The following is a 21,600-nucleotide window of genomic DNA, read 5'->3' as shown; positions in this document are numbered from 1 at the left end:
TTGGATTTACAGTTACTAATTAATGAATTTATATTACCATTTTGACTTTTAAATATTTTATTTGATAATAAATTGTCAAGAAATATGGATGTAACAAAAATTCCTGACATTTTATATTTTTCTTTTTGTAATTTTTCATTTGAGATGGCAGAATATTAATATTACTTTATTAATATGACTTTTCAGGTTTTAAATCCAGATATTTCAAATCTTAATCGAAGAAAATCCAGGTAATTGGAGAAAATCCCGGTAAAACTAATTGGGCCTCATCTGCTCTTCAAACCAGGATTTTAACTTTCTAATTATCGTTAATTTGTAAATCTCATTAAACTTTGAATGCTATAATAAAAACAGCTAATTTATGATCACCATGACAAATGCACCAAGGCTTATCGCATGGGAACTGACTGCAGGGTGCAACCTGAACTGCGTACACTGCAGGGGAGCTTCCACTTCCTCGGTTCCGGAAGGTGAACTTACAACTGACGAGGCTAAACACTTCATTGATGAAGTTGTAGAGCTTGGAAAGCCCATTCTCATTCTGAGCGGAGGCGAGCCTCTGACCAGGCCCGACGTTTTTGAAATCGCACGTTACGGCACTGATGCCGGGCTCCGAGTCGTACTTGCAACAAACGGGACTCTTCTTACGCCTGAAATTGTTGAGAAATTAAGAGCTGCCGGAGTGCAGAGGCTCAGCGTTAGTATTGACGGAGCAACTGCAGAGACGCATGACAATTTCAGGGGCGTGCCCGGGGCTTTTGAAAGAACGCTTGCAGGCATAGAAGTCCTCAGGAAAGCTGATTTTCCTTTCCAGATAAATACTACGGTTTCAAAACGCAACCTTGAAGAAATCCATAAGACTTTTGAGCTTGCAAAAGAGCTTGGTGCAGTTGCATATCATGTCTTTTTCCTTGTTCCCACAGGCAGGGGAGAAGAATCCGATGAAGTTTCCCCTGCAGACTACGAGCGCATTCTACACTGGTTTTATGAGATGCAAAAAGAATCGAAAATCCAGTTGAAAGCAACCTGTGCTCCCCACTATTTCAGGATAATGCGCCAGCAGGCAAAAAAAGAAGGCATTGAAATCTCGGTTAAAACCCACGGCTATGAAGCAATGACAAAAGGCTGTCTTGGAGGTACAGGCTTCTGTTTTGTATCAAGTGTGGGCAAAGTATTCCCTTGTGGCTACCTGCCTGTGCTTGCCGGCAATATAAGGGAACAGTCCTTCAGTGAGATCTGGGAAAACGCCGAGGTCTTTAAAAAACTCAGAAATCCCGACGAACTAAAGGGAAAATGCGGGATCTGCGAATACAAAAAATTCTGTGCTGGCTGCAGGGCAAGAGCTTATGCCGCTACAGGCGACTATCTTGAAGAAGAGCCTTACTGTATTTACAGGCCCCGAAAAAATGGTAGTGATCAGGATGATTGACATTGATAATTTAAAAGATCAGCTCAAGAAAGAGGCTGCCGATTTTTCCTGTGATATGGATCTTAATGACAGGGAAGTTCCGGTAATAGAACTAGATGAGACTGACAAGAAAATCCTCAACCTTATCCAGCAGGAAGTCCCTCTCGAAGTTGAACCTTTTGCAAAGTTAGGCGAGATTCTCGGGCTTTCCGAAACCGAAGTAATTGAAAGGCTGCGAGAACTTAACAGGAAAGGGGCAGTAAGAAGGGTAGGTCCTGTCCTCAGCATGAGAAATATGGGGGGCGTAAGTACTCTTGTAGCTCTGAAAGTGCCTGAGTCCCGCATAGAAGAAGTTGCTATTTTTATTAACGAGTATCCCGAGGTTTCCCATAATTATCTCAGAAGTGCTTCACAATATAATCTCTGGTTTACACTTTCTGCTCCAAATAAAAACAGACTTGAGAGGATTATCAGCGAAATTCGAGAGAAAACAGGCTGTCCTCTTCTTGATCTTCCTACAAAGCACCTGTTTAAGATTCAGGTAAAATTTGATATCAGGTGAAATAAATGGATAAAACGGATGTAAAACTGCTAAAACTCGTGCAGGACGGAATTCCAATCACACATTCTCCTTTCAAAGGATTTGCTTCTGAACTTGGAATCAGTGAACAGGAGGTTGTTGACAGGCTTAAAAACCTCCAGAAAGCCGGGAAAATCCGTCGCTTTGCGGCTTCAATCGGGCACAGAGCCATAGGCATAGTAGCCAATGCGATGTGTGTCTGGAATGTTCCTGATGAGCAGATCGAAACGGTAGGGAATATCATGGCTGAATTTCCCGAAGTAACACACTGCTATGAACGCCCCCGCTATCCTGACTGGCCGTACAATCTGTTCACTATGGTTCACTCTTACACTCCAGATGACTGTGAAAAAGTAGCTGTCAGGATCTCGGAAGCTACCGGAATTAAGGATTATACCCTTTTTTTCAGTGATAGAGAATTCAAAAAAACCGGGGTCAGACTGTAAAGTTCCGATATTAAGATAAGTCCAAATATTAAGATAAGTCCAAATATTAAGATAAGTCCAAATATTAAGATAAGTCCAAATATTAAGATAAGTCCAAATATTAAGATAAGTCCAAATATTAAGATTTTTATTGCGAGGTTCCTGGCTATGGCTGAAACAAACAATTTTCTCCCGCTTATTCTTGACCTGTCTGGCAGGAAAATCGTTATCTTTGGGGGAGGCTCGGTTGGGGAACGCAAAGCCAAACTCTTTTCCGGCTGCGCAGATACCCTTGTTGCCAGCCTTGAATTCTCCCAGGGCCTGCAGGAGCTCGGAGCTTCAGGCCATGTGCGGCTTGTTCGGCTCGACTTACTTACGGCTTCGGATTCTGAGCTCAGGGAACTGATTTCAGGAGCTTTTCTTGTCATCCCTGCAACAAGCAATTTTGAACTTAACCAGGAGATCACTGCTATCGCACGGGAGAACGATATTTTGATTAATCAGGTAGACACTTTAGGTAGTGTCGTAATCCCATCAGTGATAAAAAGAGGAGACCTCGTAATCGGGATTTCCACTCTCGGTCACAGTCCTGCAGTCTCAAAATATACCCGCAGGCAGATCGAAGGCCTGGTTACTCCCGAATATTCCGATATGATCCGGCTTCAAGATGAACTGAGGAATTATCTCAAACAGCATGTGGCAGAACAGAGACAGAGAAAAGCAATTCTCTGGAAAGTCCTGGAAAGCGAAGCTGTCTGGAATGGATTTTCCGATTCTTATGAAAAAGCAGCTGAAAGGGCGTACGCGATAGTTTCAGGTTACCTTGATAATTCCAGTAGATAAGAGCCTGAAAGGAATCAAAGGGGCTGGACGGAAACTATAAACATTAAGAACCTTCAAAGTACTCTCAAAATCTCAGTACTCTCAAAATCTCAGTACTCTCAAAATCTCAGTACCTTCAAAATCTCAGTAATCTTAAAGTTTCAGTACCTTCAAAATCTCAGTACTCTCAAAATTTCAATGCTATATGAATCTCAAGACGACCTGAATCAAAATATTCTGCAAATGGAAGCTTTAAATAAAAATAATCTGTAAATAAAATTCGTTTGTGAAAAAAGGCTTAGGAGTTATGACAAAGTTTAATTTACAGCTCCTTATATTATTACTCTATTCCTGTATTCATTCTATCCGGAGGCTCTCTGTGACAGAAATCTCAAGTATGGTTATATCCCATAAGAAAGCAAAAGTTGAGGAAATGGAGTCCGCCTGGCACGGAGATCTGGACGGTCTGCTCCATAACTTGTATAATCATGAATATGTTCATGAATGCGTTGTCTTAAAAACTTGCAACCGTGTTGAAATTTATGTTGTTTCCCCCAGTAGCAGTATACTTTTCTCTTTTGCAAAGGAAATGGGAGCTTCCACCCATATTATTGACTTCTATGGGCATGATGAATCTCTTGAACACCTGCTCAGGCTTGCCGGCGGGCTTGAATCTATGATTGTTGGGGAAGACCAGATTCTGGGGCAGATAAAGGAACTCTATGCTTACTCCAAAAAAGCGGGAACGACCGGAAAAATCCTTGATACTGCTTTTGATAAAGCTATTCAGGTAGGAAAACGTATCCGCAACGAAACCCGAATCAATAAAGGTTCGGTGTCCATAGGTTCTGCGGCTGTGGATCTTGCAGAGGAAATTCTGAATGGGCTCACAGGAAAATCCGTGCTCGTGATAGGGGCAGGAGAAATAGGAGTTCTTGTAGCAAAGGCCCTGGCTGCAAAGGATATTGAGGCAATCTACATTGCTAACCGTACCTTCAAGAAAGCCGAAGAACTTGCCTATGAACTTGGAGGACACGCAGTTAAGCTCAATGATGTCCAGACTCAACTTAAAAACGCTGATGTTGTAATTAGTGGTACAGGTGCTCCTCATTACATTTTAACCCGGGAAATGGTTGAAACAGCCATAAAAGAACGAGATAAAACCCGTAAACTCCTCTTAATTGATATAGCAAATCCCAGGGACATCGAGGAATCAGTTGCTGAACTTGATAACGTGGAACTGTGCAATATTGACAATCTCAGGGTGATCAGTGAGAGAACGCTTAAAATGAGGAAAGAGGAAGCTAAAAAAGCCGAAGCTATAATTCAGGAAGAAATCAAGCTTTTAAACCTCCAGTATAAACGCCAGAGAGCCGATAAGATTATATCTGAACTTTACAAGCAAGTGTATGATGTAAGAATACGGGAGAGGGAAAAAGCCGTTAACAGGCTCTGTGCTTACCATACTATAGGGAAAATCGAAACTGATGTGCTTGATGACCTTACCCATTCCATCGCAAACAAAATTCTTGCCGAGCCCACCAAAGTTCTCCGCCAGGCCGCAGAGCTCGGAAACGACGAGTTCCTTGATGTAGTTTCAAGGGTCTTCTGCCTCGAAAAAGACACAGCAAAAGTGAAAAAAATGAAACCCAATTGTGAGATACTGTTGGAAAAAACGAAACCCGATTGCGAGAGTGCGACAGATCGGGTTTCTGAAAAAGGTAACTAATAAAAAAGAATCAGAAGCTGCAAAAATTCGCAGATAATTCACAGATAATTCGTAGATAATTCGCAGATAATTAGCAGAGAAGTGATCAAATGTTTCCAGATGTCAGGTTAAGACGATTGAGAAAAGGAAAGATCAGGAACCTTGTGCGTGAAACTACCTTATCCGTAGACGACCTGGTCCAGCCCATTTTTGTGAATGAGACTATTGATTCTGCTGTTGAAATTCCTTCCATGCCCGGAATATACAATATTCCTCTCTCTGAGGTTGTAAATGAGGCAAAAGAGATTGCAGAACTCGGGATTCCGGCAGTGATCATTTTCGGAGTGCCTGCATTCAAAGACGCGGAAGGCAGTTCTGCATATGGGGAAACCGATGTCGTTCAGGAAGCTGTCCGGAGAATCAAGGCCGAGCTTGGAGACGAACTTGTGGTGATTACAGATGTCTGCATGTGTGAATATACAAGCCATGGGCACTGCGGAATTGTTGATTTCGAAACGAAAGAAATCCTGAATGATCCCACCCTTGAGGTCATCGGAAAGATTGCAGTGAGCCATGCAAAGGCAGGTGCTGATATGGTGGCTCCGTCGTGTATGATGGATGGGATGGTAGAAGCCATTAGACATGCGCTTGACACTAACGGATTTGAGAATATTCCGATCATGTCCTATGCCGCAAAATATCATTCGTGTTTCTATGGGCCTTTCAGAGAAGCCGCAGAGTCAGGATATTCCTTCGGAGACCGTTCTACCTATCAAATGGACCCTGCAAACAGCGATGAGGCTATTAGAGAAGTAACTCTTGATGTGGCTGAAGGCGCAGATATACTAATTGTAAAGCCAGCTCTTCCTTACCTTGATATTGTCTACAGGGTCAAGGTGGATTATGGGATGCCAACGGCTGCATACAACGTAAGCGGAGAATATTCCATGATCAAAGCCGCCGCAGCTAATGGCTGGCTTGACGAAGAGAAAGCAATTTATGAGTCCCTCATCTCTATCAAAAGGGCAGGAGCCGATATCATCATTACCTACTTTGCAAAAGATGCTGCCCGCATGTTGAAGTAAGCACCTCTTTTTCAGGTGCTCCTTCTTTTCAGATTTGTTCCGTTTTTTCCTCTTCCACCTTTCCTGCCTTCAAAACTATTGCTGATTCCGTTTACACACCCAGCAAGTTCATTAATAACTGATTAATAGAGAGGGTCTCTGTTATAAGATAGAAAAGTAATACAGTAAGGTGTAAAACGCCTTAACTTTAAAGTGCAGATTAATATATAAAATCTATATAATATTAATTTAGTTCAACATAATTCGGTTCAGTATAAAACAGAATTCAGTTCAGTATAAATTCAGTTCTATGTGCAATTTAAGTTCAGTCAAGAGCTTAACTTAGAATTCATAACTTAACTCATAATCCAGAACTTAACTTAGAGTCCAGGACTTAACTTAGAATCCAGGACTTAACTTAACGTCCAGAACTTAACTTAAATTTAGGAATAACTGTTACAGATTTTCAGTCCAATCCGGTGAGATTTCCATGATATCTGAGGCAACACTTGAGAAATCCAGACAAATGTATGAGAAAGCAAAGACCTTTATTCCTGGTGGGGTAAGCAGCCCTGTACGCGCAATAAAACCCTACCCGTTCTATACGGCATCAGCTAACGGTTCAAAAATAAAGGATCTTGACGGGAACGAATACATCGATTACTGCCTGGCTTATGGCCCTGCTCTCCTTGGGCACAATCATCCTGTGATAAAAGAAGCTATTAAAGCCCAGCTCGACAAAGGCTGGCTCTACGGAACCCCTACCGAGCTTGAAGTAAACCTTGCCGAGAAAATTGCAGGGTATTATCCCAGTATCGATATGCTTCGCTTCGTATCTACGGGAACTGAATCCACGATGAGCGCTCTTCGACTTGCCCGTGGTTTTACGGGCAGAAACAAATTCATCAAAATTGAAGGCGGATTTCATGGGGCTCATGATGCAGTGCTGGTAAAAGCAGGTTCAGGAGCTACAACTCTCGGAGAACCTGATTCCCTGGGAATACCTGCAGATTTCACAAAATACACTTTGCAAGCTCCTTATAACGATATCGAAGCAATGACAGAGCTTGTGGAGAAAAACAGAGATGAGCTGGCCGCAGTCATTATAGAGCCCGTGCTCGGAAACATAGGTCCGATAACGCCCCTGCCCGGATACCTGGAAGAGCTCAGGAAGCTTACCCTGGAAAACGACGTGCTTCTTATCTTCGATGAGGTTATCACCGGATTCAGGCTCGCAATGGGAGGAGCACAGGAATACTTCGGGGTCGTTCCTGATATGACTACCCTTGGAAAGATTGTGGGTGGAGGGCTGCCTATAGGGGTTTTTGGAGGAAAGCGTGAAATCATGGAAATGATCTCGCCATCCGGCCCGGTCTACCAGGCAGGAACTTTCAGCGGAAGCCCGTGTTCCATGGCTGCGGGCATTGCAGTACTTGACTATCTGGAACAAGAAAGGATTCACGAAAAAGTTAATTCGAAAGGCGATTACATACGGTCTGTACTTACAGAAATTGTTGAAGATGAAGGGCTTGATTACAGTGTATGCGGAATTGCTTCAATGTTCAAGATTTTCTTTGGAGCCGAACCTCACAACTATCAGGAAGCCCTGAAGTGCGATAAGGAGGGTTACCTTGCTTTCTTCCACAGGATGCTTGCAAGCGGAATTTTCCTCCCTCCTTCACAGTTTGAAACCAACTTCGTCTCCGCAGCCCATAGCGATGAGGACATCGAAAAAACCCTTAAAGCATACACCGAAAATCTTTAAACGGATTTATTTTGAACGGATTTACATCTTTGAAAACGAGGATTCTATATGATTATAGGTACGCGGGGCAGCCAGCTTGCACTTGCCCAGGCCGAGACTGTTGCACGCCTTTTGAAAGTACAAGGCGTTGAAACCAGCTTGAAAATTATAAAAACCAGCGGAGACCGGTTTACTGACCGGCCTCTACACGCAGTATCAAGTGGAGTTGGAGCTTTTGTCAGGGAACTGGACGAAGTTATGCTTGAAGGAAAAATAGATATCGCTGTCCATTCCATGAAGGATATGCCAACGATTCGTCCACCGACACTTCCAACCGTAGCCGTTCTGAAGCGGGACACCCCATTTGATCTACTGCTGACTTATGATGGGACCCCTCTGGACGAGCTGCCCGAACAGTCCATTATAGGTACCAGTTCACTTCGGAGAGCAGCCCAGATCAAACGCTACAGGCCTGACCTTGTTACACAGGATTTAAGGGGCAATATTGATACAAGGCTCAGGAAGCTGAAAGAAGGGAAATATGACGGCATCCTGCTCGCTAAAGCGGGGCTTGAACGCATGGGCTGGGAACTTGAAGGAGAAATTCTTTCTCCTGATTTCTTCTGCCCCTCTCCCAATCAGGGTACTATTGCAGTTGTCACAAGAGCAGGCACTGAGGCTGAAGCTGCGGTTTCCATACTTGACCATACTGACAGCAGGATTGCCACCGAAATTGAGCGCATCCTAATTTCCGAACTTGGGGGAGGCTGCACTACTCCTATAGGTTCTTATGCCGAAATTATGCCTGACCGAAAAGAACTCCATGTGCGAGCTGAGGTCCTTTCCCTTGACGGTGAGGAAACTATCGGTATAAATGAATTTATCCCGATGGCAGGAGGCATTGAAAAAGCCAGGGAACTCGGGAGCAGTCTTGTACATATGGGCGGAAAGAAACTTGCTGATGAGGCGCTCCTGCAGCTTTCCGGAGATTCATGCGACTCAGATGATTTACACGAATAATCACTAAATGATAACACGAATGATTAATGCAAATGATATTCTAATGGGGCAGAAAGGAGCCAGCTATGTATACTCTTACCGGACTTAAACTGAAGAACCCAACCATTCTTGCAGCCGGGATACTGGGCACAACCGGCGCATCGCTTTGCAGGGTTGCACATGAAGGAGGAGCTGGGGCAGTTGTGACCAAATCCATAGGTCCTATACCTAAAACCGGGCATCCCAACCCAAGCATGGTCAAACTTGACTGTGGATTTTTGAATGCTATGGGACTTCCGAACCCTTCCTATCCCAGCTTTTTCCAGGAACTCGAAATTGCAAAAAAGGACTCCGGAGTCCCAGTAATCGCAAGCATCTTCGGCGGAAGTCCTGCTGAATTTAAGGAAGTTGCCAAGGGTCTGCTCCCTGCGAAACCCGATGCTTTTGAGCTAAATGTGAGCTGTCCTCATGCAGAAGGATACGGAGCAGCAGTTGGCTCTAACCCCTGCCTTGTGGAAGCAATTACGGCCGCAGTAAAAGATATAGTGAGTGTGCCTGTGTGGGTTAAGCTTACACCTAATGTTTCTGATATTACGTGCATAGGAAATGCAGCAGAAGCAGGGGGAGCAGATGCGGTTGTTGCAATTAATACCTTAAAAGGGATGGCTATAGATATAGAGTCAGGATATCCGGTCCTGGGGAACCGTTCAGGTGGGCTTTCAGGAAAAGCCGTCAAGCCTGTAGCTGTCAAATGTGTTTATGACCTTTATACTGCTCTGGAGATCCCTGTAATAGGGGTAGGGGGAGTATCTTCCTGGCAGGACGCGATAGAAATGATGATGGCAGGGGCTGCGGTTGTCCAGGTAGGATCGGCTGTTTACGACAGGCTTGATGTATTCTCCGAGATCAGTACAGGTATCGAAGCTTTTCTACAGAGGAAAGGCTATTCGGATGTAAAAGAATTAATAGGGCTTGCCCATGAGATGGTCTGATGCTTCCTCTTAATGCTACAATAGTACAGATAAATGAAGAATCTCCTGCGGTCAGAACTTTCTTCTTTGATTTCCAGTTTGAGACTATGAAACCCGGCCAGTTTGTAATGGTCTGGGTCAGGGGCGTGGACGAAGTACCCATGGGCCTCTCAAGTAAAAATTCCATAACTGTCCAGAAAGTGGGAGAGGCAACTTCAAAGCTTTTTGAGTTGAAAGAAGGAGATTCTTTCGGGCTCAGAGGACCTTTTGGAAATGGTTTTTCTCTGCCTTCGGAGGGAGAAAAAACTCTAGTTATTGCAGGTGGAGTTGGAGCTGCTCCCCTTGCTCCTTATGCCGAGGCAGCGCGGAGTGTAGGCTCGGAAGTTCATACAGTGCTTGGAGCGCGGAGTGCAGGCGACCTGCTTTTTGAAAAGCGCTTTGCAGAAGCAGGTGAGGTCTACATTTCTACGGATGACGGCTCAAAGGGAACAAAGGGTTTTGTGACTGATGTGCTCAATAGCCTCAACCTTTCGGTTTATGACAGAATTGCAGTCTGCGGGCCGGAGATTATGATATCTTCGGTTTTCAGGCTCCTTAAAGAGAGACAGGTTCTTGAAAAGTCTGAGTTCAGCCTTCAACGTTATTTCAAATGCGGTATAGGAGTCTGTGGGGCATGCTGTATAGACAAGTCCGGGCTCAGGGTTTGCAGGGACGGACCTGTGTTTTCAGGTGTGCAGCTCCTGGATTCCGAACTGGGAAAATATGCACGGGATGCCAGTGGGCGAAGAGTTAAAATTTAAGTTTGAATATATCCTTTAAAAAAATGAAGGAAAGCAAGCGAAAACATCCCAAAAAGCAGGAGAAGACCGAGGCATGATAGGAAGGTTCAGATCAGGAGATGAAATATTTTATGGAGATATCGAAAATGGGCGCGTGTATCCAAAAGGAGGGACTCCTGCCGGGATTTTTGACCTTTCAGAGCTTCGCGTCCTTCCTCCGGCGTCTCCCTCGAAAATTGTGTGTGTCGGCCTTAACTACCGGGATCATGCTGAAGAGCTGGACATGAAAGTCCCGGAAAACCCTGTGCTCTTTTTAAAGCCTCCGTCAGCTATTATAGGGCATGGGGACAAGATAATTTATCCGGCATCGAGCTCCAGAGTAGAACATGAAGCTGAACTCGCAGTCGTTATAGGCAAACGCTGTAAGAACATCTCAGCCTCAAAGGCCATAGATGTAATTGCAGGTTATACCTGCTTTAATGATGTGACCGCCCGTGACCTCCAGCAAAAAGATGGGCAATGGACAAGGGCAAAGAGCTTTGATACCTTTGCAGCTTTCGGGCCTTATCTTGCTTCTCCCGGCGAAGTTGATATTACGAATGCAAAGATTGCCTGCAGGGTAAATGGGGAAACCAGGCAGGCTTCCAGCACTTCAAACCTTCTTTTTGACATTCCTTATCTTATTGAATTTATCACCGAGATCATGACCCTGGAAGTAGGAGATGTCATTGCTACAGGAACTCCTCCTGGCGTTGGAGAACTTCAGCGTGGAGACATTGTGGAGGTTGAGATCCAGGGAATCGGAACACTTAGAAACGAGGTTGTCTGATGCTGCTTGAGCCTATCGGAAATGAACTTGAACTTACCGAGCGCCATCTTCTGGTGCTTAAGAAAGTGATTGAAGAAGCTCCTATTGGGATTCTGAAACTTTCAGAAGTCACCGGAATGCAGAACCATAAAGTGCGCTACTCGCTTAGAGTCCTTGAACAGGCTAACCTTATCAAGCCCTCTGCTCAGGGTGCCGTACCCGGAGATGCGGTTCCAAAATTCCTGAAGGAGTTTGATCTCGAGTTTAAGAAAATCAATGAGAAAGTATCCCGCATCCAGGAAATCGAAGCTTCCATTCCCAAGTAAAGGTTCCTGCATTCAAGAGAAGCTTTTCTGAAAGCTTTTTTCAGTTTTTGCAAGGAATTCCTCCGCTTCGGTGACTTTTTATAACTCTATTTACATGTTTTTTCCTCAATCATAATCACTCTAAATCATTGGATCCAGTTTATTTTTGGAGAAATTCTATGACTTTAAGTCCTGAAGATCTTAAGACAATTGAAAAATACGCCTATCAAAATGCTGTAAAATATGGGAAAGCCCCCCAACCCAAAGCTGTAATGGGCAAAGTAATGGGGGAGTGCCCTCAACTCAGATCCGACCCAAATGCAGTATCTGAGGCTCTTAAAGTTATTATTCCCGAGATTGCAAAGGGAAATCCTGAAACCTGGGAGGCAAAGCTTTCGGAAATTGCCCCTGAACTTATTGAAGCCCTTAGCGTAAAAAAGGAACCTGATAAAGGCTTAAAACCTCTTGAAGGAGCAGAAAATGGCAAGGTTGTAATGCGTTTTGCCCCGAATCCAAACGGGCCTGCAACCCTTGGCAGTGCAAGAGGCATGGTAGTTAATTCCGAATATGTGAAAATGTACGGAGGAAAATTTGTCCTGCGTTTCGATGATACCGATCCTGATATAAAACGACCTTTGCTTCAAGCTTATGACTGGTATCTTGATGACTTCAAATGGCTCGGGGTTGTGCCTGACCAGGTTGTCTATGCTTCTGATCATTTTCCTATGTATTACGATTACGCAAGAAAACTTATCGAGATGGGAAAGGCTTATGTCTGCTTCTGTAAAGGAGGAGATTTCAAGCGGTTTAAGGATGCAAAGCAGGCCTGCCCACACAGGGATACAAGCCCTGAAGAAAACCTTATGCACTGGGAGAAGATGCTTGCCGGGGAATATGAAGACCAGCAGGCAGTACTGAGGATCAAGACCGATATAAAGCACAAGGATCCTGCACTGAGGGACTGGGGAGCATTCAGGATAAGAAAGATGTCGCATCCCCGCCCTGAAATTGGGAACAAGTACATTGTCTGGCCACTTCTTGATTTTGCAGGGGCCATCGAAGACCACGAACTGGGAATGACCCATATCATCCGGGGTAAAGACCTTATAGACAGCGAAAAGCGGCAGGGTTATATCTACAAATACTTCGGCTGGAAATACCCGAGAACAACCAACTGGGGCAGGGTCAAGATCCACGAATTTGGAAAGTTCAGTACGAGTACCCTGAGAAAAGCTATTGAAGCAGGAGAATACAGCGGCTGGGATGACCCGAGGCTTCCAACAATTAGAGCAATCCGGCGCCGTGGAATCCAGGCCGAAGCTCTCAAGAAGTTCATGATAGAGATGGGAGTCGGAATGACTGACGTAAGCATAAGCATGGAGTCTCTCTACGCCGAAAACCGCAAAATCGTGGACCCTATTGCAAATCGCTATTTCTTTGTCTGGAATCCGGTAGAACTGGAAATTACGGATGCTGAACCGACAGTTGCTAAACTTCCTCTTCACCCTACTGACCATAAAAGAGGATTCAGAGAAATTGCTGTAGGAAATAAAGTACTTGTCTGCACGGAGGATGTCGAAAAGCTGGAAGTGGGCTCTATTATCCGCTTAAAAGATTTCTGCAATATAGAGATTACTTCTCTTTCCCCACTTCAGGCAAAACTCTCAGATGTTTCTCTTGAAGCCCTTAAAAAAGCAAAGGCAAAAATCATCCACTGGGTCCCACTTGACGGAATAAATGTGAAAGTACGCGGCCCCGAAGGCGATCTTAACGGTATCGGTGAGCAGGGGATTGCAACCGAGCTTGACAACATTGTACAGTTTGAGCGCTTCGGTTTTTGCAGGATAGATACCGTAAGTGAAGAAGAAATTGTGGCTTACTTTGCCCACAAATAATATGTCTAGAAGAAGGTGAACAGGAAACTGTTCTCTTCTCTTTTGCTCACTCTTTTTATTCATTTTTTCATTGTTCCTTATTTCTTATCTGAAAGTGTTTTCTTACCTGAAGTTGTTGATTTGATAGTTAAAAGTGAGCTCATCCGGCTTTTTGGTCATTTTTTAGAAAGATTTTAATTTTGTGATTTTCAGTAGCGTTCTCTATCTAATTTTTTGACTCTTTTAAAGCTCATTTGAAATTTTCAAAAGTTTTTCTTTTATCTTTTTTATACCGAAAAATTTTGCTATTTATGTACGGATTTACTGCAAACTTATTCTTCTTCTCAAAACAAATTTTCTAAAATTACACATTTTCCTAAATTTTTAACTTAAATAACAAAGTTTAAAAATGTATATATCTAAATTATTAACATTTTTTATATGAAAAATAAATTAAAGATTAAGGAGTAGGATAGGTGAAAATTAACAAAAAATCGTATTCAGTGGCCTTAGCATCAGCAGTTCTGATTTTATTTTTAATTCTGGTTTCATCTACGGCATCCGCAACTACTGAGCCAGGCGCTTCGCTCACTATCAATGAAACTCAGATAACCACCAGTGGATCAGCAGGGGTTCCTTCCATATATGGTGACAGAATAGTATGGACGGACTAGCGTAATGGGAACCGGGATGACGGACCCTTCAATATTTACATGTACAATATCTCCACTCAGAAGGAAACTCAAATTACTACCAGTGGATCAGCATGGGGTCCTTCTATATATGGTGACAGGATAGTATGGCGGGACTGGCATAATGGGTACCGAGATGATAACTCTTACGAGGAAGAATCTGATGTATACATGTACGATCTCTCCACTCACAAAGAGACTCGGATAACCAATAGAACAATATTTTTTGGTTACTTTTCCTTCGGGCCGTGTATCTCCGGGAACAGGATACTGTATGGTGGCACATATGATTATTGCATTTATGATATCTCCACTCAGAAGGAAACTCATATCGACGATATGCCAATATATCAGTTTGCTTTTTTCGGTAACATAATAGTGTATACATCTCATCTGGAGGGACGCCCGGGTAAGATCATAATGTACGATCTCTCCACTCAGAAGGTAACTCGGATTTCCAGCAGCGATTCAGCATTCAGTCCTGATATTGACAATAACATTATAGTGTGGGCAGATTGGCGCATGGGAGATGATGAAGATTACCACTCCGAGATCTACATGTATGATCTTTCCACTAAGAAGGAAACTCAAATTGCCAACGGATCAAAATTTTATTATGGTCCTGCAATCTCCAAGGACAGGATAGTTTGGCTGGGTGACCGATTTTACATGTATAACCTCTCAACTCAAGAGGAAACTCATACTAATAATACATCAATTAGTCTAGGATTTGATTTGTATGGTGATAAGATAGTGTGGTCGGATTGGGAAAATGAAAAACCCAATGTCTACATGGGTACTCTCACCAGTTCAAACCTGCCAACTGCTGCCTTCTCTGCATCTCCAACCTCAGGAAAAGCCCCAATGAAAGTGCAGTTTACTGACAAAAGTACCGGAACACCAACGAAATGGAAATGGGATTTTAGAGACGGAACAACTTCAACCAAACAGAATCCAACGCATAAGTATTCCAAAGTAGGAGTTTATACTGTTAAACTTACAGTAACAAATTCTGCAGGCAGCAACACAGTAACAAAAGCAGATTCTATAAAAGTTGTAACAAAACCCGTTGCTGCATTTTCTGTATCTCCTACTTCCGGAAGAGTTCCATTAAACGTTAAATTTACCGACACAAGTACAGGAACACCCACTAAATGGAAATGGGATTTTGGAGATGGATCAAAGTCATTCCACCAGAATCCAACGCATAAGTATTCAAAAGCAGGAGTTTATACTGTTAAACTTACAGTAACCAATGCAGCAGGCATTAACACAGCAACAAAATCAAAGTATATAACCGTGACATCAAAACCCGTTGCTGCCTTCTCTGCATCTCCGACCTCAGGAAAATCACCATTAAACGTTAAATTTACGGATAAAAGTACCGGATCACCAACGAAATGGAAATGGGATTTCGGAGATGGAACAAAGTCATTCCACCAGAATCCAACGCATAAGTATTCAAAAGCCGGCAAATACACAGTAACCCTTAAAGTAACCAATGCGGCAGGCATCAACACAGCAACAAAATCAAAGTATATAACCGTGACATCAAAACCCGTTGCTGCCTTCTCTGCATCTCCAACCTCAGGAAGAATACCATTAAACGTTAAATTTACTGACAAAAGTACCGGATCACCAACGAAATGGAAATGGGATTTTGGAGATGGAACAAAGTCATTCCACCAGAATCCAACTCATAAGTATTCAAAAGCAGGAAAGTACACAGTAACCCTTAAAGTAACCAATGCTGTAGGCATCAACACAGCAACAAAATCAAAGTATATAACCGTGACAGGAACTTCGCAAGCTCCAACTGCAGATTTCTGGGGCTGGCCATTATCAGGAAAAGCTCCGCTAAAGGTAAAATTTACGGAGACAAGCAAAGGATCGCCAACCTCATGGAAATGGGATTTCGGAGATGGTAAATATTCAACAGAAAAGAGTCCAACACACACATATTCATCTGCCGGAACTTACACGGTTAAACTCACAGCAACAAATGCAGCAGGAAGTAGTACAAAATTAAAATGGAAATATATAAAAGTGGCAAAGTGACTGCTACTTTGAAAACGGTTGTAAACCTCCTGGGGTTTTTGAGTTTACTCATATTATAATAGGACTTACGCACTTGAAGAAAAAAATCAATTACGGCAAAAACTGTGGATTAAAGTCACATTTTAGACAGTTAATGGTCTGATGCTGTTGATTTTTCAGTTCAACTGCGTAAATCTTATGGAAATTCAAGTGCGTAAGTCCTAGTTACTATACCTTTTATGTTAATGATAGATTGTTAGGACTTACGCACTTGAGGAACAAAATCAATTACAGCAAACATTATGGATTAAAGTCACATTTTAAACAGTTAACAGTATAATGTTCTTGCTTTTTCAGTTCAACTGCGTAAATCCTAATTGTAATCAAGCTGTTGTGGATGACTATGGCTCGTTAAAATCACGGAAAACCGACTTTTATTTTGACATGTTGCTTCTTGAGCTTGGATGCATTACATGTGTTATTTCATCATTGGTTACTTTTGGTAGGGACATTATATGATTTGCCTTGACTTTTGCCAGAGTTTACAAGGTACTTACAAAACAGAGTAAACCATGCTTTCAACAAAAACCGGCATGATCACGAATTAATTAGCAATATACCGATACACTTATATTGCTAATACAACTACCTTGTATTGCAAGATAGATATTATATTGCTATGAAATGTAGTGTGCGAAAAGAGGTGCAGCATATTGATACCATCGCAAATGCTCAAAGGAATATTGGAAAGCTGTATATTAAAAATAATTAGCAGTAAAGAAACTTACGGCTATGAAATTTCACAGCAATTGAAGAAATATGGCTTTTCAGGTATTTCAGAAGGCACGATTTATCCGCTCCTACTACGCCTTGAAAAGAACGATCTCATAAAGGCAAAATATCGTGAGTCGGCTCTTGGGCCAAAACGCAAATATTTTTCCATCACACAAGCGGGAGAAAAAGAATTGGAGACATTCGTAAATAACTGGCAAGAGCTCAATCATGCTGTAAATCAATTATTTCATGGCGGGGAATGATGATGAAGACTGAGACAAAAATACTGAATCAAGAAAATAATGAGCTGGATAAGCGGTTAACCAAAGAAAACAATGTTGTCATGACCGACATGGTATGCTACCTGCGCCTTGCAAACATTTCAGAGCATGATCAGGAAGTTGTAAGGCAGGATTTGCTACAAATGGTCCTGTCCGCTCAAGAACGTGGCGAAGATATTAATACACTGATCGGTGAAGACTATAAATATTTCTGTGATGAGGTAATAGCCGCACTACCACAGAAAAACCAAAAAGAGAGAGTCCTGGATCTTATTGATACACTTCTTTTGTCCACATTCATTCTTGGAGTAATCCATATTGTCATTTCCAAAGAAACGATGAAATTAATTTATAATGCAGTAACAGGTCAACAGTTGAATTTTCAGATTTCTATTTCTGGCGGTGATTTGTTATCCTATGTTATTATCATTGCAACTGTTTTTCTTATTGTTCATGTTATTGGCAAAAATTTACTAAAGCCAGAAAAAAAGCATAATCAAAGTAAGATAAAAAAGTTCATAATAGGTGGAGCTATAGGCGGAGGCCTAATGGCTGTCTTTTTAATAATTGCATGGGTTGGCAGGCAAACACTCTTTACAGTTAATATATTTACTGCATGTGTATTTATCTTAGGGCTATATATTGCGCATAAACTTCTTCAAGAACTCATCATAACGTAAAGCAATTTATGGTTGAGCTTAACATGATGAGAAGGTGGTGAATGGCAGCTTACCGCTTTTTTGCATACATATCTCCCATGTTATTGCTTTCTTCATCTATGAAGAGCTCATCGTTATTCTCGCAACACCAAACACAACTAAAAAAGTTGTTCCCAAAAATATTTAATAAACCCGTAAACTATAGATTCAGTATCAAAATCCAGTTATGGACATAAAATAAAAAATCACTCGATTTTGTAATTGGTCCCCACCCTTGAAATACAATTTTGGGATTGAAGTCTTTAGATGTCGAATATTGATTTTGATGAAAACCTGACTCTTCTTACGGATTCAGATTTTCAATCAAGAAATGCAAAAATCACTAGATTTTGGAACAGAGTCAACTACATGTGCAAAAATATATTTGTCTAATTGGTAGTTTATTATTTCATTTACTTTCATTCACTTTCGCTTTCTTTATTACTTAGACTCATTCTTTCACGCCTGTACTTTTCCCGGATTTTCTCGATCATTTCTTCATTAGCTTCAATAACAAAAGCTCCTACATACCCGCATTCTTTGCAGTGGTAAACCGAACCTGCATACCCGCCAACTTCATAATATAAATCTGCATTTCCGCAGACAGGGCAAACTTCGATAAGTTTTTCCTGGTCCAGAACAATCCCTCCTTCAAAACGGCTTTCAATATCGAATTGTTAAATATATATAAGAAGGATGATTTTAATAAAGATGTTGTATCTACTAATTAATATCTAAAGGTATTAGCCAGTATTTATGGAATCCTAATACAGACATTACCCAGCATCTGAGGAATTCTGAGATACCGAAATTTCCAATAAAAATCCCAATTTTATTTTCTTAATTGTATTAACAGAATAATTCAAGGCCGACAGTGAGTAAAAAATGACTGAAATGATGACCCCTGCAATGCGCCAGTACTACGAAGCCAAGCAGGCATATCCTGACACACTTATCTTCTTCCGTATGGGAGACTTCTACGAATCTTTTGGAGAAGACGCAAAAACTATTGCAAAAGAACTCGAGATCACGCTTACAGCTCGTGGCAAAGACAAATCAGGAGAGAGAATGCCGCTTGCAGGAATACCCTACCATGCAATTGACACCTATCTACCGAGGCTTATAACTAAAGGGTATAAAGTGGCAATTTGCGAACAGCTTGAAGACCCGAAAAAGGCAAAGGGAATTGTAAAAAGAGGTGTTGTCAGGGTTGTCACGCCAGGTACGGCAATTGATTCTTCCATGTTTTCAGATGCCTCAAACAATTACCTCATGGCAGTTGCTGGGAGAGAAATAGGAAAGCCCGGGAAAAATGCTGAAAACGAATTCGAAATTGGGGTGTCGTTTCTCGACATTTCTACTGGTGAATTCCTTACAACACAATTCAGAGACTCAGAAAATTTTGAAAAGCTTCTAAGCGAGCTTGCTCGCATGCGGCCTTCAGAATGCATTCTGCCTTCGTCCCTGTATGAAAACACCGCCCTTGCCGAGCGGCTGAGAGCCCAAACGATTGTGGAGGAATTTGCCCCCGATATTTCAGGATCAAAGGAAGCTGGAGAAAGGTTGAAAAAACATTTCAGGGTTGCAACCCTTGAGGGCATGGGCTGTGAGAACCTGGATTTTGCAGTGTATTCGGCCTGGGCTGCCCTGGAATATGCACAGACTACGCAGATGCGGGAGCTTACCCATATCAATACCCTGAGAACCTACTCAAATTCCGAATTTATGATCCTTGATTCCGTCACCCTGCGTAATCTCGAAATTGTAAAAAACGTGCGAGATGAAGGGGACGAAAATTCCCTTTACCGCATTCTGAATAGTACGAAAACGCCGATGGGAAGCCGTACCCTTAAAAAGTGGCTTTTGAAACCTTTGCTTTCCGTAGAAAAAATCAACCATCGGCTAGATGCTGTCGAAGAACTGACAGCAAAGCCTCTGCTCCGTTATGATCTCCGGAACTGGCTTTCAGATGTCAGGGATATAGAACGTCTTGTAGGCAGGGTAGTATATGGGAATTCAAATGCAAGAGACCTTGTAGCCCTGAAAAAATCCCTTGAAGCTCTGACTCCTGTCCGGGATTCCCTTCTAGAAAACATTGAATCCACAATTTTAAATGATATTGCAGTCGGACTTGCATCGTTTTCCGAACTTGAAAATCTGGCTGAAATGATAGATAGAGCGATCGTTGATGAGCCTCCGATCTCAGTTCGGGAAGGAGGCATGATAAAGTCTGGATACAATACAGAACTCGATGAACTCAAGGATATTGCAAGTAACAGCAGGCAGTGGATTGCAAATTTTCAGCAGAAGGAAAGAGAAAGAAGCGGCATAAAGTCCCTGAAAGTGGGATATAATAAAGTTTTTGGGTATTATATAGAAGTAACAAATGCCAACAGCAGTCAGGTGCCTGACGATTATATCAGAAAACAAACCATGGCAAATGCCGAGCGCTTTTTTACCCCTGAACTCAAGGAAAAAGAAAGCCTTATCCTGACAGCCAATGAAAAAGCTATAGCTCTCGAGTACGAAATCTTTACAGAAATTGTGCAGACCCTTTCAGCCCATTCAAGAGAACTTCAAGAAACTGCCGAAAGAATAGGCACGCTTGACGTCCTTGCGAATCTGGCTGAAGTAGCAGAAAATAACAATTATATCAGGCCCCAGCTTACTGATGACTGCAAGATCCTTATCCGGGATGGGAGGCATCCGGTAGTTGAAAACACCGTACATGGTGGCTTTGTCCCGAACGATACCGAAATGGACTGCAAGGAAAACCAGTTTTTGCTAGTAACAGGCCCGAATATGGCAGGCAAGTCCACTTACATGCGTCAGACTGCCCTTATAGCTATTATGGCTCAGGTTGGTTCTTTTGTTCCTGCATCCTATGCTTCAATAGGGATTATTGATCAGGTATTTACAAGAATTGGGGCATTTGACGACCTTGCAAGCGGGCAGAGTACCTTTATGGTAGAAATGGTTGAGCTTGCAAATATCCTGAATAATGCAAGTCCAAGAAGTCTTGTGCTTCTTGATGAGATCGGCAGGGGAACAAGTACCTATGATGGGTACAGCATTGCAAAAGCTGTTGTGGAATTCCTGCATAACCGGGGGAAAGTGGGAGTAAGGGCTCTATTTGCAACTCATTACCACCAGCTCACAGCCCTTGAAGAGAAATTAAAAAGGGTCAAAAATTATCATGTTGCAGTAAAAGAAGAAGGTCATGAGTTAGTTTTCCTGCGAAAGATCGTGCCGGGTGCAACAGACAGGAGTTATGGAATCCAGGTTGCAAGACTTGCAGGCGTTCCGGAAAAAGTAATAGAAAGGGCAAATGAAATTCTTAAAGAACTCGAAAGAGAGAACGTGCTCGAAGAGGTTGAAGACGGCAAGAACGGGAAAAAGAGAAAAAGCAAGGCTACAGCGCGTTATACCCAGATGATGCTTTTTGACCCTGGAGACAGCGGCGGAAATGCAGCAAAGGTAAACAGGCCCAGCCCCTTAGAAACAGCTCTTCGAAAACTGAATGTGGAAGAAATGACGCCAATAGAAGCCCTGAACAAGCTTCATGAGCTCAAAAGGCTGCTGGATTGACTGGGCTAAGGTCGATTAAGGATCAATTAATTGTTGGATTAAA

The 21,600-nt window shown here is 42.5% G+C and carries 17 protein-coding genes; all 17 read left to right on the top strand.

Annotated elements, in window-relative coordinates:
- The first annotated feature begins 361 nt into the window (after nucleotides 1-361).
- A complete protein-coding gene (gene ahbD / locus MSBRM_RS02295) occupies nucleotides 362-1,429 on the top strand; it encodes a heme b synthase (RefSeq protein WP_048154402.1) in 1,068 nt (355 codons plus the stop codon).
- On the top strand, nucleotides 1,407-1,970 hold the full coding sequence (gene ahbA / locus MSBRM_RS02290; protein ID WP_048120155.1) for a siroheme decarboxylase subunit alpha: 564 nt from the start codon (nucleotides 1,407-1,409) through the stop codon (nucleotides 1,968-1,970). Before ahbD ends, ahbA begins: the two co-directional genes overlap by 23 nt.
- Before the next feature lie 5 nt (nucleotides 1,971-1,975).
- The gene (gene ahbB / locus MSBRM_RS02285) at nucleotides 1,976-2,434 is read left to right on the top strand and encodes a siroheme decarboxylase subunit beta (RefSeq protein ID WP_048154400.1); all 459 of its coding nucleotides are present in this window, start codon (nucleotides 1,976-1,978) and stop codon (nucleotides 2,432-2,434) included.
- A gap of 147 nt (nucleotides 2,435-2,581) precedes the next feature.
- The gene (locus tag MSBRM_RS02280; RefSeq protein ID WP_048154397.1) at nucleotides 2,582-3,256 is read left to right on the top strand and encodes a precorrin-2 dehydrogenase/sirohydrochlorin ferrochelatase family protein; all 675 of its coding nucleotides are present in this window, start codon (nucleotides 2,582-2,584) and stop codon (nucleotides 3,254-3,256) included.
- 358 nt (nucleotides 3,257-3,614) lie between these two features.
- Nucleotides 3,615-4,964, top strand: a complete 1,350-nt coding sequence (gene hemA, locus MSBRM_RS02275; RefSeq protein WP_048120158.1) for a glutamyl-tRNA reductase — start codon at nucleotides 3,615-3,617, stop codon at nucleotides 4,962-4,964.
- A gap of 89 nt (nucleotides 4,965-5,053) precedes the next feature.
- On the top strand, nucleotides 5,054-6,028 hold the full coding sequence (gene hemB / locus MSBRM_RS02270; RefSeq protein ID WP_048154395.1) for a porphobilinogen synthase: 975 nt from the start codon (nucleotides 5,054-5,056) through the stop codon (nucleotides 6,026-6,028).
- A 469-nt stretch (nucleotides 6,029-6,497) separates the two neighbouring features.
- The gene (hemL, locus tag MSBRM_RS02265) at nucleotides 6,498-7,772 is read left to right on the top strand and encodes a glutamate-1-semialdehyde 2,1-aminomutase (protein WP_048120160.1); all 1,275 of its coding nucleotides are present in this window, start codon (nucleotides 6,498-6,500) and stop codon (nucleotides 7,770-7,772) included.
- A 48-nt stretch (nucleotides 7,773-7,820) separates the two neighbouring features.
- Nucleotides 7,821-8,771 (top strand): hydroxymethylbilane synthase, encoded by a 951-nt coding sequence (gene hemC / locus MSBRM_RS02260; protein ID WP_048120161.1) that lies wholly within the window; start codon nucleotides 7,821-7,823, stop codon nucleotides 8,769-8,771.
- Between the two features lie 65 nt (nucleotides 8,772-8,836).
- Nucleotides 8,837-9,742: a dihydroorotate dehydrogenase gene (locus MSBRM_RS02255; protein WP_048154392.1), complete on the top strand. Its 906-nt coding sequence runs from the start codon at nucleotides 8,837-8,839 to the stop codon at nucleotides 9,740-9,742.
- Complete coding sequence (locus MSBRM_RS02250; RefSeq protein WP_048120164.1) at nucleotides 9,742-10,521, top strand: dihydroorotate dehydrogenase electron transfer subunit; 780 nt, start codon at nucleotides 9,742-9,744, stop codon at nucleotides 10,519-10,521. Before MSBRM_RS02255 ends, MSBRM_RS02250 begins: the two co-directional genes overlap by 1 nt.
- A gap of 73 nt (nucleotides 10,522-10,594) precedes the next feature.
- On the top strand, nucleotides 10,595-11,329 hold the full coding sequence (locus tag MSBRM_RS02245; protein ID WP_048154389.1) for a fumarylacetoacetate hydrolase family protein: 735 nt from the start codon (nucleotides 10,595-10,597) through the stop codon (nucleotides 11,327-11,329).
- Nucleotides 11,329-11,634 (top strand): hypothetical protein, encoded by a 306-nt coding sequence (locus MSBRM_RS02240; RefSeq protein ID WP_048120168.1) that lies wholly within the window; start codon nucleotides 11,329-11,331, stop codon nucleotides 11,632-11,634. The genes MSBRM_RS02245 and MSBRM_RS02240 overlap by 1 nt, the downstream gene beginning before the upstream one ends.
- A gap of 158 nt (nucleotides 11,635-11,792) precedes the next feature.
- Nucleotides 11,793-13,508, top strand: coding sequence for a glutamate--tRNA ligase (locus tag MSBRM_RS02235; RefSeq protein ID WP_048120170.1), 1,716 nt, complete (start codon nucleotides 11,793-11,795; stop codon nucleotides 13,506-13,508).
- Between the two features lie 692 nt (nucleotides 13,509-14,200).
- Nucleotides 14,201-16,237: a PKD domain-containing protein gene (locus MSBRM_RS19115; RefSeq protein WP_230669012.1), complete on the top strand. Its 2,037-nt coding sequence runs from the start codon at nucleotides 14,201-14,203 to the stop codon at nucleotides 16,235-16,237.
- Between the two features lie 692 nt (nucleotides 16,238-16,929).
- Nucleotides 16,930-17,253: a PadR family transcriptional regulator gene (locus MSBRM_RS02220; protein ID WP_048120171.1), complete on the top strand. Its 324-nt coding sequence runs from the start codon at nucleotides 16,930-16,932 to the stop codon at nucleotides 17,251-17,253.
- Between the two features lie 2 nt (nucleotides 17,254-17,255).
- Nucleotides 17,256-17,951 (top strand): DUF1129 domain-containing protein, encoded by a 696-nt coding sequence (locus MSBRM_RS02215; protein ID WP_048154383.1) that lies wholly within the window; start codon nucleotides 17,256-17,258, stop codon nucleotides 17,949-17,951.
- A gap of 903 nt (nucleotides 17,952-18,854) precedes the next feature.
- On the top strand, nucleotides 18,855-21,557 hold the full coding sequence (gene mutS, locus MSBRM_RS02210) for a DNA mismatch repair protein MutS (RefSeq protein WP_048154380.1): 2,703 nt from the start codon (nucleotides 18,855-18,857) through the stop codon (nucleotides 21,555-21,557).
- The last annotated feature ends 43 nt before the right edge of the window (nucleotides 21,558-21,600 follow it).

The sequence above is a fragment of the Methanosarcina barkeri MS genome, assembly GCF_000970025.1.
Lineage (GTDB): Archaea > Halobacteriota > Methanosarcinia > Methanosarcinales > Methanosarcinaceae > Methanosarcina > Methanosarcina barkeri.
Note: the sequence above shows the minus strand (reverse complement) of the source record. Positions and strands in the feature narration are given on the sequence as shown.